The 14,608-nt window shown below is 65.2% G+C and carries 12 protein-coding genes; 9 read left to right on the top strand and 3 right to left on the bottom strand.

The features are described from left to right. Positions 1-35: 35 nt before the first annotated feature. The 7 genes from V7E26_RS03200 to V7E26_RS03230 all read left to right on the top strand — a co-directional run bounded on the left by V7E26_RS03200 (position 36) and on the right by V7E26_RS03230 (position 8,017). A complete protein-coding gene (locus V7E26_RS03200; protein ID WP_324413399.1) occupies positions 36-1,052 on the top strand; it encodes a Gfo/Idh/MocA family oxidoreductase in 1,017 nt (338 codons plus the stop codon). A gap of 28 nt (positions 1,053-1,080) precedes the next feature. Next, the gene (locus tag V7E26_RS03205; protein WP_324413401.1) at positions 1,081-2,232 is read left to right on the top strand and encodes a DegT/DnrJ/EryC1/StrS family aminotransferase; all 1,152 of its coding nucleotides are present in this window, start codon (positions 1,081-1,083) and stop codon (positions 2,230-2,232) included. Between the two features lie 36 nt (positions 2,233-2,268). Then, entirely contained in the window at positions 2,269-3,813 is a 1,545-nt protein-coding gene (murJ, locus tag V7E26_RS03210; protein WP_324413403.1) for a murein biosynthesis integral membrane protein MurJ, read from the top strand. A 37-nt stretch (positions 3,814-3,850) separates the two neighbouring features. Next, the gene (locus V7E26_RS03215) at positions 3,851-4,012 is read left to right on the top strand and encodes a hypothetical protein (RefSeq protein ID WP_324413405.1); all 162 of its coding nucleotides are present in this window, start codon (positions 3,851-3,853) and stop codon (positions 4,010-4,012) included. A 52-nt stretch (positions 4,013-4,064) separates the two neighbouring features. Beyond that, a complete protein-coding gene (locus V7E26_RS03220) occupies positions 4,065-6,374 on the top strand; it encodes a xanthine dehydrogenase family protein molybdopterin-binding subunit (protein ID WP_324413407.1) in 2,310 nt (769 codons plus the stop codon). Between the two features lie 101 nt (positions 6,375-6,475). Beyond that, a complete protein-coding gene (locus V7E26_RS03225) occupies positions 6,476-6,928 on the top strand; it encodes a c-type cytochrome (protein WP_324413408.1) in 453 nt (150 codons plus the stop codon). A 162-nt stretch (positions 6,929-7,090) separates the two neighbouring features. Continuing rightward, positions 7,091-8,017: a c-type cytochrome gene (locus V7E26_RS03230; protein ID WP_324413410.1), complete on the top strand. Its 927-nt coding sequence runs from the start codon at positions 7,091-7,093 to the stop codon at positions 8,015-8,017. A 30-nt stretch (positions 8,018-8,047) separates the two neighbouring features. Here the strand turns inward: V7E26_RS03230 and V7E26_RS03235 are convergent, their stop codons facing one another. The 3 genes from V7E26_RS03235 to V7E26_RS03245 form a co-directional block, all read right to left on the bottom strand. Then, the gene (locus V7E26_RS03235; RefSeq protein WP_324413412.1) at positions 8,048-8,827 is read right to left on the bottom strand and encodes a J domain-containing protein; all 780 of its coding nucleotides are present in this window, start codon (positions 8,825-8,827) and stop codon (positions 8,048-8,050) included. 304 nt (positions 8,828-9,131) lie between these two features. After that, positions 9,132-10,208: an Ldh family oxidoreductase gene (locus tag V7E26_RS03240; RefSeq protein WP_324413414.1), complete on the bottom strand. Its 1,077-nt coding sequence runs from the start codon at positions 10,206-10,208 to the stop codon at positions 9,132-9,134. 65 nt (positions 10,209-10,273) lie between these two features. Beyond that, a complete protein-coding gene (locus V7E26_RS03245) occupies positions 10,274-10,519 on the bottom strand; it encodes an Lrp/AsnC ligand binding domain-containing protein (RefSeq protein WP_029583462.1) in 246 nt (81 codons plus the stop codon). 145 nt (positions 10,520-10,664) lie between these two features. Here V7E26_RS03245 and thiD point away from each other — a divergent pair, with 145 nt between their 5' ends. Continuing rightward, on the top strand, positions 10,665-11,465 hold the full coding sequence (thiD, locus tag V7E26_RS03250) for a bifunctional hydroxymethylpyrimidine kinase/phosphomethylpyrimidine kinase (RefSeq protein ID WP_324413424.1): 801 nt from the start codon (positions 10,665-10,667) through the stop codon (positions 11,463-11,465). Between the two features lie 124 nt (positions 11,466-11,589). Continuing rightward, positions 11,590-14,385, top strand: a complete 2,796-nt coding sequence (gene ppc, locus V7E26_RS03255) for a phosphoenolpyruvate carboxylase (RefSeq protein ID WP_324413426.1) — start codon at positions 11,590-11,592, stop codon at positions 14,383-14,385. Positions 14,386-14,608 lie beyond the last annotated feature (223 nt).

Raw genomic sequence — 14,608 nt, forward strand, 5'->3', positions numbered from 1 at the left:
CTACCGGCGCCGAATCTGCTTGGGGTCTACATATCATGAGTTCAAAAGGGTCGGCATCTGACGCCAAGGCCGATGCGAAAGACACCTTACGCGTCGGCGTCGTCGGCGCGGGCGTGATGGGCAGCAACCATGCCCGCGTGCTGGCCGGCCTGCCTGGCGTGACGCTGGTCGGCATCGTCGACCCATTGCCGGAGCATCGCGCGCGCGCCACGGCGCTTGCCGGTTGCCGTGCCTTCACCGAACTGGACGAGCTGTTCGACGAGGGCGTCGACGCCATCACGATTGCGGCGCCGACCCATCTGCATCACGAGATCGCGCTGGCCTGCATCACGCGCAACATCCACATTCTGGTCGAGAAGCCGGTCGCTACCACGGTCGAGGAGGGGCGGGACATCGTCAATGCCGCGCGCAGCGCCGGCGTGACGCTGATGGTCGGCCATGTCGAGCGCTTCAACCCGGCGGTCGCCGCGATCAAGCAGGCGATCTCGGGCGAGGACATCCTGTCGATCGGCATCACCCGCGTCGGACCGTTTCCGCCGCGGATGTCGAATGTCGGCGTCGTGATCGATCTCGCCGTGCACGATATCGACCTGATCCGCTGGTTCACCGAGTCCGACATCGTCGAGGTGCAGCCGCAGCTCTCCAGCGCCGTCGCCGAGCGCGAGGACATCGCATTGCTGCAGTTCCGCACCGCCTCCGGCGTGCTCGCCCACATCAACACCAACTGGCTGACGCCGTTCAAGGCGCGCAACGTCACGGTCGCGACCCGCGGCAAATATGTGATGGGCGACCTGCTGACGCGGCAGGTGACCGAATGCTTCGGCTTCAAGCCGGACGGCAGCTATTCGATGCGCCATCTGCCGGTCGGCCATGACGAGCCGCTGCGTGCCGAACTGATCGCGTTCCTCGATGCCGTGCGCTCCGGCAGCGTGCCGGCCGTTTCGGGCGACGAGGGCGTCGCCAGTCTCGAAATCGCCATCCGCTGTCTCGAACAGCCCGCCAAGCCCGCGGCCTCCGCCGCGCGCAAGGGACCGCGCCGCATCGCCGGCTGAATCTCCTGAAAGAACCGAGCAAGGCTCCATGAACCAGCACATGCGCCCAGAACCCATTCCCTTCACCGATATCGCCGCGCAGCGCCGGCGGCTCGGCAAGTCGGTCGATGTAGCCGTTGCCCGCGTGCTCGATCACTGCCAGTTCATCAACGGGCCGGAGGTCACGGAACTGGAGGCGGCGCTCGCGAAATTCTGCGGCGCCAAGCATGTCGTGAGCTGCGCCAGCGGCACCGACGCGCTGCTGATGGTGCTGATGGCCAAAGGTATCGGCCCCGGCGATGCCGTGCTGTGTCCGTCCTTCACCTTCTGCGCGACGGGTGAGGTGGTGGTGCTGACGGGCGCGACGCCCGTTTTCGTCGATGTCGACGAGGCGACGTTCAACATCGATGCTGCCTCGCTCAAGCGCGGCATCGCGACGGCGCGGCAGCGCGGCCTGAAGCCCCGCGCCATCATTCCGGTCGACCTGTTCGGACAGCCGGCCGACCACGACGCGATCGACGCGATCGCGGAGGCCGAGGGCCTGTTCGTGCTCAACGACGCCGCCCAGAGCTTCGGCGCCAGCTACAAGGGCCGCCGTCTCGGCACCTTTGGTCTCGCCACCACAACCAGCTTCTTCCCGGCCAAGCCGCTCGGCTGCTTCGGCGACGGCGGCGCGATCTTCACCGACGACGATGCGCTGGCCGCAACGCTGCGCAGCATCCGCGTCCACGGCCAGGGCTCGGACAAATACGACAATGTCCGAATCGGCCTCACCGCGCGGCTCGACACTGTGCAGGCCGCCATTCTGATCGAGAAGCTGAAGATCTTCGAGGACGAGATCGCGGCGCGCAACGCCGTCGCGGCGCGCTATGCCCGGGGCCTCGGCAATGTCGTGACCGTGCCGCGTGTCGCCAGCGGCTGCCACTCGATCTGGGCGTGCTACACCATCCGCCTGCCCAAGGGCACGGATCGTGACCGCTTCGTGGCCGACCTGAAGGCGCAGGGGATTCCGACCGCGATCTATTACCCGAAATCGATCCATCAGCAGACCGCCTATCGCGAATTCCCGGTCGCGGATGGCGGATTGCCGGTGTGCGAGAGCCTGTCCGCCGACGTCGTCAGCCTTCCGATCCATGCCTATCTCGACGAGCCGACGCAGAACCGGATCATCGAGGCGGTGCGCGGCGCGCTTTCCGCCTGATTTCGCGGTTTAGGGAATATGCGCTAGAAGCGGCGCATGCTCGGACGCATCTTCACCGTCGGCGGATATACGCTGCTATCGCGGCTGACCGGATTCGCGCGCGACATCATGCTCGCCGCGATTCTTGGCGCAGGTCCGGTGGCGGACGCGTTCTTCGTGGCGCTGCGGCTGCCCAATCATTTTCGCGCGATCTTCGCCGAGGGCGCCTTCAACGCCGCCTTCGTGCCGGCCTATGCGCATCTGCAGGGCAAGGGCGAAGCGTCGGCCAGGCTGTTCGCGGACCGCATCTTCACGCTGCTGTTTGCCGTCCAGATCGTCCTGCTCGTCATCGCCTGGTACTTCATGCCGGAGGTGATCGCCATTCTGGCGCCGGGCTTCAAGGATGACCCGGCGCGCGGCGAGCTGGCGATTTCACTGACGCGGATCACGTTTCCGTATCTCCTGCTGATCACGCTGGTGACGCTCTATGGCGGCATGCTCAACGTGATGCATCGCTTCGCCAGCGCCGCCGCGGCGCCGATCTTTCTCAATCTGTCGATGATGGCGACGCTGGCGCTGGCCGCGTTGTTTCCCGGCGCGGGTTACGCCGCCGCATGGGGCGTCCTGCTCGCCGGCGTGCTCGAATTCCTGCTGCTGGCCGGCGACGCGGCCAGGACCGGCATCCTGCCGAAATTCGCCGCCATCAAGTTCGACGAGGACGTGCGCGCGTTCTTCCGGGCGCTGGGGCCTGCGACCATCGGCTCGATGGGGACGCAGATCGCGCTGTTTGCCGACACCATCATCGCGACCTTCCTGCCGGCCGGCGCGCTCTCGGCGCTGTATTACGCCGACCGTCTCAACCAACTCCCGATCGGCGTGATCGGGATCGCGATCGGCACCGTGCTGCTGCCGGAAATGTCGCGGCGCCTCACTGCGAACGATGTCGCCGGCGCATCGGCCGCGCAGCGGCGCGCGTTCGAATTCTCAATGCTGTTTTCGGTGCCGTTCGTCGCCGCCTTCCTGACCGTGCCCGATGTCATCATGCGCGCGATGTTTGCGCGCGGCGCTTTCTCGAAGGCGGATGCGGCGGCCGCGGGGATGACACTGGCGGCCTACGCGATCGGGCTGATTCCGTTCGTGACCATCCGCAGCGCGGTCGCGACCTTCTATGCCCGCCACGACACCGCGACGCCGGTCAAGGCGGCGCTGACGGGGGTTGCCGTCAACGTGGCGCTCAAGGTCGCCCTGATGGGCCCGCTGGCGCAGATCGGCCTGGCGCTTGCGACCGCCATCGGGGCCTGGGTCAATCTGCTGCTGGTGCTCGGCTTCGCGGTGCGCGCGGGCCACCTCGAACTGGACCGGAGCTGGATGACGTCGCTCGCCAAATTTGCGGCGGCGGGCGTCATCCTGGCGGCCGCGCTGTGGGGCACTGCGCGATTCGCCAGCTTCTATTTCGCACAGATGCACGCCTTTCGTGACGAGACCGCGCTGCTGCTGCTGATCGTGGCTGGCGCCTTCGTGTACGGGGTGGCGATCCTGCTTCTGTTCGGGCAAGGCTGGCTGTTCGCGCTGGTCCGCGAGCGGAGGCCGTCTTCTAAGTGATTGTAATGAAATAAGTTATTGCTGGGCCGTTCTTGCGATGATTGCGCAAGCCGCCGATCGCGTTGCCCGCACGGTCATCTCCTGCCGAATCGAGCCCGCGGATCGCGGGTTTTTTGTGCAAGCGCGAAAAGCATTGCGCTGCGCGGCGATTCGGTTGCGCCAGCGCATTGGCTATTCGGGCGAAAGCGGTTTGCGCTGAGCCGGTAACCGCTGCAATATGCCGGCCGCTGGAACAGGGAATTGGAGAAGAGATGGCTGCTCCCATCAAATTCGGCGTCGGTCAAAGCGTTCTTCGCAAGGAGGACGACGCGCTGATTCGCGGCAGGGGCCGCTATACCGACGATCACTCGCCGGCGCCGGCGCTGCACGCGCTGATGCTGCGCTCGCCGCACGCGCATGCCAAATTCACCATCAACGTCACCAAGGCTCGCGGAATGCCGGGCGTGGCATTGATTCTGACCGCGGCCGAAGTGGCCGAACTCGGCGATCTGCCCTGCCTGTTCAACCTGGAAACTGATCCCTTCACCGGCCCGCCATATCCGATCCTAGCCAGGGACGAGGTACGCCATGTCGGCGACGCCGTGGCCTTCGTGGTCGCCGATTCGATCGATCAGGCCCGCGACGCGATCGAGGCGATCGACGTCAAATGGACGCCGCTGCCGGCCGTGGTCGGCGTCGTCAACGCCGTCAAGCCGGGCGCGCCGCTTGTGTGGCCCGACAAGGCCGGCAACGTGCTGTTCGACGTCTCGATCGGCGACAAGAAGGCGGCGGAAGCCGCCTTTGCCAAGGCGCATGCGGTCGCGGAAATCACGATCGTCAATCCGCGCGTCATCACCAACTTCATGGAAACGCGCGCCGCGGTCGCCGAATATGACGCCAAGCGCGATCACCTGACGCTGACGATCGGCAGCCAGGGCAGCCATCGCCTGCGCGAAATCCTGTGCGGCATGGTGCTGAAGATCCCGATGGAGAAGATGCGGGTGATCTGCCCCGACGTCGGCGGCGGCTTCGGCACGAAACTGTTTCCCTACCGCGAATACGCGCTGATTTCGGTTGCGGCGAAGAAGCTGCGCAAGACCATCAAGTGGACCGCCGACCGCTCCGATCACTTCATGGGCGACGCGCAGGGCCGAGACAACGTCACGACCGCGAAGATGGCGCTCGCCGAGGACGGCAAATTCCTCGGCATGGACGTCGACCTGATGGGCGACATGGGCGCCTATCTCTCGACCTTCGGGCCGTACATCCCGCATGGCGGCGCCGGCATGCTGCCTGGCCTCTACGATATCCAGGCCTTCCATTGCCGCGTCCGAACCGTGTTCACCAACACCGTGCCGGTCGATGCCTATCGCGGCGCCGGCCGTCCTGAAGCCGCCTATGTGATCGAACGTCTGGTCGACGCGGCCGCGCGAAAACTCGGCATGGCGCCGGATGCGATCAGGCGCAAGAACTTCATTCCGCCGAAGGCGATGCCGTACACCACCGCCACCGGCAAGGTCTACGATTCCGGCGACTTCACCGCGCACATGAAGCGCGCGATGGAGGTCGCGAACTGGAAGGAGTTTTCCAAGCGCGCCAAGGCGGCGAAGAAGGCCGGCCTGGTGCGCGGCATCGGCATGTCCAGCTATGTCGAGGTCTGCGGCACGATGGGCGAGGAGACCGCCAACGTCGCGCTCGATCCCAATGGCGACATCAGCATCCTGATCGGCACCCAGTCGAGCGGGCAGGGCCACCAGACCGCCTACGCGCAACTGGTTGCCGAGCAGTTCGGCGTGCCGCCGGAGCGCGTGCACGTCCTGCAGGGCGACACCGACAAGATCGCGACCGGTCTCGGCACCGGCGGCTCGGCGTCGATCCCGACCGGCGGCGTCAGCGTCGAGCGCGCCACGCGCGAGCTAGGCAACAAGCTGAAGGAGATCGCGGCAGAGGCGCTGGAGACCAGCGCCGGCGACCTCGAGATCAGCAACGGCGTCGTGCGCATCGCCGGCACCGATCGTTCGATCAGCTTTGCCGATCTCGCCAAACGTCCGGGCGCCGATCCGTCGAAACTGAATGCGAGCGCAACCTTCGCGCAGGCCGACGGCACCTATCCGAACGGCACGCATCTCGCCGAAGTCGAGATCGACCCGGCAACCGGCATCATCAAGATCGTCAACTATGTCATCGTCGACGATTTCGGTGTGACGCTCAATCCGCTGCTGCTCGCCGGACAGGTGCATGGCGGTGCGATGCAGGGCATCGGGCAGGCCTTGATGGAGCAGGCGGTGTACAGTTCTTCCGACGGCCAGCTCGTCACCGGCACCTTCATGGACTATGCCGTGCCGCGCGCGTCCGACGGCCCGTCATTCCACTTCGAGACCCATAACGTGCCGTGCACGACCAATCCGCTCGGCGTCAAGGGCGCGGGCGAGGCGGGTGCGATCGGCTCGTGCCCCGCGGTGGTCAATGCGATCGTGGAGGGATTGTGGCGCGAGTACAAGATCGACCACATCGATATGCCGGCGACCGCGGAACGGGTCTGGATCGCGATCCGCGAGGCACAGAAACGGCATAGTCTCTGACGATTGCGCTGCTCGCGGAATGAAATACCGACGGCGGTGTTGAAGAGAGGTACGTCGCGCCTGTTGGCGCGCGGCGTAGCACTGGACACGGAGATTTGCCGATGCATCGAACTATCGCTTTGACGGGAACCCTGTTGCTAGGCGTCGGAATGGCCTTGGCGCAGACGCCGCAGGAGCAGGTCGACAAGACCCAGCTTGCCATGAAGTCCAACCTCACGGGCGCGATTGCGCTTTCGGACATGGCCAGGGACAAAAAGCCTTACGATCAAGCGGCCGTCGACAAGGCGCTGGCCGAGCTCGATGACGTCGCCAAGCGTTTCCCGTCATTATTTCCTGCTGGCATCAAGGGGCTAAAGCCGACGAAGGGCGAGTATTCCGCGTCGCCCAAGATATGGACAGAGCGGGCGGATTTTGAAGCCCACGCGGCGGCCTTCGTGAAATCTGTCGGTCAGGCCAAGGCCAATATCAAGGATGTCAACAGCCTGAAGGCGGAATTTCCAGAACTCAACAAACAGTGCATGGGTTGCCACGAAAAATTCCGCGTCAAGGGCTAGTAGTGCAGCCGCCGCAATGGCAGCAAACGAAAGGGGCGAACGCTTAGCCAGCGTTCGCCTCTTTCGTGTCGGGGCGATCCTTAACGCCTCCACTTCGTGGGAGCCCACCGCGACAACTACGTCCATACTGGTCACGTGAAACGACTGATAACGGATCGGTGAATGCTGCGACGAATTCTCCTCGGCTTGATTTTGCTTGGCGCCCTGGGCCTTGGCATTTTCTGGTTGCTGACGATTCCGGCGGTCGTCGCGCCGGCTTCGCTGCCGCCGCGCACGGCGAACCTTGCCAACGGCCTCGCAGCGTTCAACGCCGGTGGCTGTACCTCCTGCCACGCCGTTCCCAACCAGCCCGACCGGCTGAAGCTCGGGGGCGGGCTTGCCATGCCTTCGCCGTTCGGGACGTTCCATGTCCCCAACATCTCGCCGGATCCGACTTACGGCATCGGCCGCTGGAGCGAGGCGGATTTCGTCACCGCTGTGCTGAAGGGCACGTCGCCGGATGGCGCGCATTATTTTCCGGCGTTTCCCTACGCGTCATACCAGCACGCCAGTGTTGATGACGTGCGCGATCTCTTCGCCTATCTGAAGACGCTGCCGGCGGTGAGCGGCAAGCCGCGCGATCATGAGCTGCCGTTTCCATTCAACATCCGCCGCAACGTCGGCATCTGGAAATTGCTGTTCATGGACGGCAAGCCCCTGGTGGCGGACGCCTCGCGCCCGCCGTCATGGAATCACGGCGCCTATCTCGTCAACGGTCTCGGCCACTGCGCCGAGTGCCACAGCCCGCGCAATTTCCTCGGTGGCATCGTCGACGCGCAACGCTTCGCCGGCGGGCCCAATCCGGAAGGCGAGGGCTGGGTGCCCAACATCACGCAGAAGCGGCTGGGCGACTGGAGCGCAAAGGACATCGCCTATTTCCTCGAGACCGGGCAGACGCCCGACGGCGACACTGCCGGCGGCTCGATGGTGCGCGTGATCAGGAACATGTCGCAACTGTCGGCGGAGGATCGTGCGGCGATCGCCGAATACCTGAAGTCGTTGCCGCCGGTCGATGGACCGCCTCGTCCGAAGAAGGCCAAGGAAAGCTGATCGGCGTTGATGGTGCGGCTTCGCGTGTCGTCAGGGCGACAAGGCGGCGGTCACCGGCTGTCGCCTTCCCGGAAATGAAGGAACAAGCACCAACGGCTTGTGCGGCGCGTGTGCGGAGGGCCGCGCGGCGTTCCTCGTCCGCTTCAATTCCGTGGAGCGTTTTGCCGAGGTCATGTCGGTATGCGGGCGGTCGAGATGATCTCCCGTGCGGTACGGCACGAATCCGCGATCGAAAAAGGCGGCGGCGAAGCGCGGATAATACTGTACACCCAGATTATACGTGGCGAAGGCCGGGACCGGTTCGAAACGGCCGATCGGTGCAGCGCTAGCTTCTTTTGCCGAGGAGACGCCGGCCATCGAGGCTATTCCAACGGTCGAAACATCTTTCTCCAGAGCAGGGGTGTCGGACCGTAGCGCGGCGACCTGTTGAGGCCCGTCGGGCATCTCTGCAGCAACAGGGGGTATCGAATACAATCCGAACAGGGTGTAGGCGCCCATCAGGACGGCCAGGATGATCGTGGCCGCCATGGTGTTGGAAGCGACCTTGTGCATGGTCTCGTAGGTGTGGGTCGTTTTCGCGGCCGGGGTCGGCTGCAGCGCAATGGCCAGCAGGTGGTCGTAGGTCGCGCGCTGCTCCTTGTCGGTCAGGATGTCATAGGCGCGGACCAGCTCCCTGAACCTCACTTCAGAATCAGGATTGTCGGGATTCAAATCGGGATGCGTCGCCTTCGCGGCCCTTCGGAACGCGGTCCGCAACGCCTCGGCGTCATCACGCGGAAGCGCTTCGAGCAAATCGTACAGCGTCCCCATGGCGGTACTCGCGACTGTTTCCCCCTCGGAACGTTCCCGACTGCGGAACTTCCGATTGACGACGCTCTAGCTAATGAAAAATTTCAAGGCGGTAGGATGATGCTCTGATGGCAAAACCATGCCATGGTTAACGGCGTTAACCATCTGCTGCCCTCGAAACCGCGACCTGGGGCGGAGCAAGGCGGGGACCGGGGCCTCCGGAATCCGCCGCGCGCGACAAGCCGTTCATTGCCGATTTGACGCGCGGCCATAAGAGCACCGCGATCGTTGCAGCTTGATGACGCTGGCAGGCGGTAGACGCGGTCTAGCTCACCAGCCTCGAAATCCTGAGATCGTCGGCGACCTGGTCCAGTCCGCGGAGCAGCGCCGGCGCGACGGGAATTCCGTGACTGGTCCGCTTGAGCCGCGTCTCGTGGCTGCGTTCGCCGGGCACCCAGATGCGCTCGACGCCCGGGATGCGCTGGCTGCCGCGGAAATCGCGCACCAGCGCATCGACGCTTTGCTTGAAGGTCGCGACGTCGCCGAAGGCGGCGACATTGATCGCGGCGACCGCCTGTCCAGTGTTGGTGACACTGCCGTCGTCGTGGTTGAAGTCGATCACGTCACGGCCCATCGCGGCGCCGCCGAGCGTGCCGGCGAGCAGGCCGATGATCATCGCCAGCCCATAGCCCTTGTAGCCGGCCTCCATGCCGCCGAGCGACAGCAGCATGCCTTGGTCGGCGCGCTTCGGGTCGGTCAGCGGCTTGCCTTCGCGGTCGATCATCCAGCCCTCCGGCATGGTCTCGCCGCGCAGCGCCTTGGTCTTCACCTTGCCATAGGCCGCGACCGTGGTCGCCATGTCGAGCACGATGGGCTGTTCTTCGTCGGCCGGAATCGCCGCCGCGATCGGATTGGTCGACAGCAGCATGTCGAGCCCGCCCCAGGGCGGCAGGTGATTGGCGTTGCCGACGGCGAAATAAAGCCCGATCATGTCGTGGGCGAGCGGCATCGTGGCGTAGAGCGAGGCGGGGCCGGCGTGGTTTGAGAACTGCGAGTTGACCCAGCCGATGCCGGTCGTACGCGCCTTCTCGACGGCCATCTCGGCCGCGCGCTTCATGACGAGGTGGCCCATGCCGTTGTCGCCGTTCAGCACGGCCGTGCCGGCGTGCTCCTGCACGATGCGGATGTTGGGCCGGACGTTGAAGCCGCCGGCCTTGATCCGCCTGACATATTGCGGCAGGCGGCTGACGCCGTGCCCGTCCGAGCCCTGCAGATCGGCCTGCGCCATCAGGGCCGCGACCGTGGCGGCGTCGGCCTCCGGCAGACCTGCGGCAGTGAGCGCCTGCTGAATGAAGTTCTTCAGCCGGTCGAAGGTGATTGTTGTGTCGGACAGGACGGGCACTCCGTGAAGGCGCGGGCGGGACCGCGCGCCGGAAAGTCGAGGGGCGCGGGCGGGGTTGCCCGCTGCTAGCCGGTGCCGAAGGCCTTGAAGGTGATGATGGTGTGGGTGTCCTGGATGCCCGGAATGACCTGCACCTTCTCGTTGACGAAATGGCCGATGTCGGTGTCGTTGTCGACGTAGAACTTGACCAGGAGATCGTAGTCGCCGGCGGTGGAATAGATCTCCGAGGCGATCTCCGCTTCCGCGAGCGCATTGGCCACGGCGTAGGACTGGCCGAGCTTGCATTTGAACTGGACGAAGAAGGGAACCATCGCTGTAGTCTCCGGATTTGTTGGCCCCAATAGGCCAAAAACCGCAGGTTATGGCAAGCCAGCTTGCTGCTGACTGGAGGGCGCGTTAGGACAAGCCACCGGGCCAGGACGTGGCCCCGAACGCAGTATTTTCACGAGACCTGCAATGACGACTCCGATCGCGCTAACCATCGCGGGCTCCGATTCCTCCGGTGGTGCCGGCATCCAGGCGGATCTGAAGACATTCGCCGCGCTCGGCGTCTACGGCGCTTCCGTGATCACGGCGCTGACGGCGCAGAACACGCAAGGGGTTAGCGGTATCCATCAGGTGCCGGCGGAGTTCGTCACCGCGCAGATCGATGCGGTGTTTGCCGATCTCGACATCGGCGCCGTCAAGATCGGCATGGTCGCGCATCCGCCTGTCATCGACGCCATCGCCGCCGGCCTCAGGCGCTGGTCGCCGAAGCACGTCGTGCTCGATCCCGTGATGGTCGCAACTTCCGGCGACCGTCTGCTCGCGGCCGAGGCGGTCGATGCGCTGCGGACCCGGCTGATTCCGCTGGCCTCGGTGATCACGCCGAACCTGCCGGAAGCGGCCGCCCTGCTCGATGAGCCGATCGCGCACAACCCGGCCGCGGTCGAAGATCAGGGACGGCGCCTGCTCGCGCTCGGATGCGCCGCCGTGCTGATCAAGGGCGGTCACGGTGACGGTCCTGAAAGCACCGACTATCTGTGCACCTCAAGCGGCACGATCGCGCTGACCGCAAAGCGCGTCGCCACCAGGAATACCCACGGCACCGGCTGCTCGCTGTCCTCGGCCGTCGCGGCAGGGCTTGCCAAGGGCGAAGGCATGGAAACCGCCGTGCGCAACGCCAAGGCATGGCTCACCGCCGCCATCGCCGCCGCCGACCGCTTCAGCGTCGGACACGGGCACGGCCCGGTCCATCATTTTCACAAGTTCTATTGACGCATGCATTATCGTCGTCGCCTTTGGCGGGGACCGATGCCGCGGTGCCCTTATGTTTATCTTGCACTGCGGCAGAAAAGTTGCACACTTCCGACTGCCGGGCAGTTTGTGAGGGTGCGCGCCGATGTCTTCCCAGACCATGCCGTCCCAGACCGAAATCCGGTCCAATAATCGCAGCGACGAAGCGCTGGCGCTGGAGGAGGATGCCCGGCTGCGGACCGATATCCGCCTGCTCGGGCGCATTCTCGGCGATACCGTCCGCGACCAGGAGGGCGCCGATGTCTTCGATCTGGTCGAACGCATCAGGCAGACCTCGATCCGGTTCCACCGGGATGAAGACAAGCTGGCGCGGCGGGAGCTGGAAACCATCCTCGACAGCATGTCGACCGCCGACACCGTGCGGATCGTCCGCGCCTTCAGCTATTTCTCGCACCTCGCCAACATCGCCGAGGACCAGAACAACATCCGCCAGATGCGCGGCCGGGGGCCGGCCGGGCCGCGACCGAGCACGCTGACGCAGACGCTGGCGCACGCCAGGGCCGCCGGCATCGGCGCCGCCGAGCTGCGGCATTTTTTCGGGGATGCGCAGGTCAGTCCGGTCCTGACCGCGCATCCGACCGAAGTCCGACGCAAGAGCACGATCGACCGCGAGATGGAGATTGCCGGGCTGCTCGACCGCCGCGAGCGGGTGCAGCTCACGCCGGAGGAGGCCGAGGCGTGCGACGAGCAGTTGCGCCGCGCCGTGCTGACGCTGTGGCAGACCAATCTGCTGCGGCGGACCAAGCTGACCGTGCTCGATGAGGTCGCCAACGGCCTGTCATTCTACGACTACACCTTCCTGCACGAGGTGCCGCGGCTGCACTGCGCGCTGGAAGACCGGCTGAACCAGGAAGACGGCAGCGGGCCGGGCGAGCTGGCCTCGTTCCTGACCATGGGAAGCTGGATCGGCGGCGACCGCGACGGCAATCCCTTCGTCACCGCCGACGTCATGCGCGGCACACTGCGCCTGCAGTCGAGCCGCATCATGAGCTTCTATCTGGAGCAGCTGCATATCCTCGGCTCCGAACTGTCGCTCGCGGCGCACCTCGCCGACGTCTCCGACGAATTGCGCGCGCTGGCCGAGCGCTCGCCCGACACCTCGCCGCATCGGAGCGGCGAGCCGTATCGTCTCGCGGTTTCGGGCATCTATGCCAGGCTGACCGCAACTGCGGCGCGGCTGGAAGTCGAAATCACCCGCCGTCCGGTCGGCGAGGCCGCGACTTACGCCAGCGTGAAGGAGTTCAAGGCCGATCTCGATGTGCTCGATCGCTCCCTGATCGCGAACAATTCCGGCGTGATCGCGCGCGGCCGCTTGCGGCTGCTGCGCCGCGCCGTCGACTGCTTCGGTTTCCATCTCGCCCGGCTCGACATCAGGCAGAATTCGGAGGTGCACGAGCGCACCGTGACCGAATTGTTCGATGCGGCGATTCCGGGCATGTCCTACATGGCCCTGGGCGAGGAGGCGCGGGTCAACCTGCTGCTCTCCGAACTGCGCAGCGCCCGGCCGCTCAGCTCGGCCTTCATCAAGTACAGCGAGGAGACGCTCGGCGAACTCGCTGTGTTCCGCGCCGCCGCCGAGGCGCATGCGCGGTTCGGACCCGACGTGATCCGCCAGTGCATCATCTCGATGTGCAAGGGCATGTCCGACATGCTGGAGGTGGCGGTGCTGCTCAAGGAGGTCGGGCTGATCAACCCGTCCGGCCGCAGCGCCATCAACATCGTGCCGCTGTTCGAGACCATCGAGGACCTGCAGGCCTCTTCCGGCATCATGGACCGGATGCTTTCACTGCACGACTACCGCCGTCTCGTCGACAGTTGCGGCGGCATTCAGGAAGTGATGCTCGGCTACTCCGACAGCAACAAGGACGGCGGCTTCGTCACCTCAGGCTGGGAGCTCTACAAGGCCGAGATCGGGCTGGTCGAGGTGTTCGAGCGCCACCATGTCCGGCTGCGGCTGTTTCACGGCCGCGGCGGGTCGGTCGGCCGCGGCGGCGGGCCGAGCTATGACGCGATCATCGCGCAGCCGGGCGGCGCGGTGAACGGCCAGATCCGCATCACCGAGCAGGGCGAGATCATCTCCAGCAAATATTCCAATCCCGAGGTCGGCCGCAGCAACCTGGAAATCCTCGCGGCGGCGACGCTGGAGGCGAGCCTGCTGCATCCGCGCCAGAGCGCGCCACGCAACGAGTACCTGACCGCGATGGAGCAATTGTCGGCGCTGGCGTTCAAGGCCTATCGCGGACTGGTCTACGAGACCGAAGGTTTTGCCGATTATTTCTGGGGCTCCACCGTCATCACCGAGATCTCGACGCTCAACATCGGCAGCCGCCCGGCCTCGCGCAAGAAGACCCGCGAGATCGAGGACCTTCGCGCCATTCCCTGGGTGTTCAGCTGGGCGCAGTGCCGGCTGATGCTGCCCGGCTGGTACGGCTTTGGCTCCGCGGTGGAGGCCTGGATCGCGGAGCATCCGGAGCAGGGCATGCCGTTCCTGCAGGAGCTCTATCGCGAATGGCCGTTCTTCCGCACGCTGCTGTCGAACATGGACATGGTGCTGGCCAAGAGCTCGATCGCGATCGCCTCGCGCTATGCCGAGCTGGTACCGGACGAGACATTGCGCGAGAGCATCTTTGGGCGCATCCGTCGCGAATGGCACGCTTCGATCGAGACGCTGCTCGACATCATGGGCAACGAGCGGCTGTTGCAGGGCAACCCGCTGCTCGACCGCTCGATCCGCAACCGCTTTCCCTATCTCGACCCGCTCAACCATGTGCAGGTCGAACTGTTGAAGGAGCACCGCGCGCAGAACCCGGACGAACAGGTGCTGCGCGGGATTCAACTCACGATCAACGGCATATCGGCGGGGCTGCGGAATAGCGGGTGAGGTGAGGCGCGAATGGCGAGTAGCGAGGCTCAGCCAAGGCTTCGCACCGCTATGTGGTCGTGCCGTGGTCCGAGCGTCGGTTCGAGCACGGTTGTTCGTGCTGGCTTTATTACGACGCTCGCGGCCAGATCATCCTGCCGCTGCATGCTCGGATCTGAAGGCGGCCAGGGCGCGTTTTTCCGAGCCGTTCGTGAGCGCCGTGCACGCCGTTTGCAGCAAGAAA

This window comes from Bradyrhizobium sp., from assembly GCF_036735945.1.
Lineage (GTDB): Bacteria > Pseudomonadota > Alphaproteobacteria > Rhizobiales > Xanthobacteraceae > Bradyrhizobium.